The organism is Bacillus sp. F9_6S_D1_P_5, assembly GCF_054823925.1.
The window spans coordinates 1-1,382 of sequence record NZ_JBTREW010000059.1; the positions used below are offsets into that span (position 1 = coordinate 1).

Here is a 1,382-nt window from a genome sequence, read left to right on the forward strand (position 1 = left end):
CAGGCTGTGGAGAAAGTCTTCTCCACAGCCTGTTTTTGTGTCTGAGCCTCTTTTTATGTGTCAACACTGATAAAAAGAGGAAAAGGAGAGATTTCTTATGATGGGTTCTTTAAAAAATCATCGTGATGAGCGTGTATCTGTTTCTGTAGAAGAATTGGTTCCACAAGATCATTTCCTTCGTGCGATTGAAGCAACAATTAGTTTTGATTTTATTGAGGAGAAGCTACGCCCTTATTATTGTGAAAACAATGGACGTCCGTCTATTCATCCTATCGTTTTATTTAAGATGATGTTTATTGGATATTTTTACGGTATTCGTTCTGAGCGTCAATTGGAAAAGGAGATTAAAACGAATATTGCCTACCGTTGGTTTTTAGGGTTTTCTCTATCGGATACTATTCCGGATCATTCTACAATCAGTTGGAATCGTCGCACTCGTTTTATTCATACAAATATTTTCGAAGAAATTTTTGATGAGATTGTGAGGCAAGCAACGGAGCACCGGATGGTGGGAGGACGTGCACTGATGACAGATTCTACACATATTAAGGCCAATGCCAATAAAAATAAATTTGTACATAAATATAAAAAAGAAAAGGCAAAGTTTTATATAGATGAGCTAGAAGCTGCGGTAATCGAAGATCGTAAGGTACATGGAAAAAAGAATTAAAACCTAGAAAGGAAAGTGATACCCCTACCAAAAAAACTCGTATAAGTACAACGGATCCAGATAGTGGATTTTTAATGAGAGATGGAAAACCAAATGGTTTTCATTTCTTGGATCATCGTACGACTGATGCGAAGTACAATATTATTACAGATACCTATGTAACGGCTGGAAATATGGCAGATTCCGAGCCATATTTAGCACGCCTCCAAGCTCAGATTGATAAATTCGGATTTAAAGTGGAAGCTGTCGCTCTTGATGCGGGCTATTTTACGGGCTATATCTGTAAGAAATTATCAGAACGGAATATATTTATGGTGATGGGGTATCGCCGATTTGGAAAACGAAATAAAGAAGTACCGAAAAGCCAATTTAAATATGTAGAAGAAATGAACGTATTCGCTTGCCCAATGGGATGTATTTTAGAATATGTAACAACGGATCGTGAAGGGTATCGTCAATACAAATCAAATCCAGAAGACTGTGCTGTTTGTCCACTACGTGAGGTATGCTTTTCAAAGAAACAAAAACAAAAAGTTATTACTCATCATATATGGGAAAAATATAAAGATATAGCTAGAAAAAACAAGCTCACATCTACAGGGAAAAGGCTGTATAAAGTACGTTGTTCAACTATAGAGCGAAGCTTTGCGGATGCCAAAGAGCTACATGGCTACCGCTATGCCCGGTTTCGAGGGCTGAAGTCTGTTCAAAT

1 protein-coding gene is annotated in these 1,382 nt (G+C 37.5%); it reads left to right on the top strand.

The window, feature by feature from the left end:
• Positions 1–97: 97 nt before the first annotated feature.
• A protein-coding gene (locus tag ACUXEY_RS28095; protein WP_461302078.1) for an IS1182-like element ISBth7 family transposase occupies positions 98–1,382 on the top strand; the annotation gives its coding sequence in 2 pieces (ribosomal slippage) (positions 98–659 and positions 659–1,382; 1,286 coding nt annotated over the 2 pieces). This gene is flagged as partial in the annotation.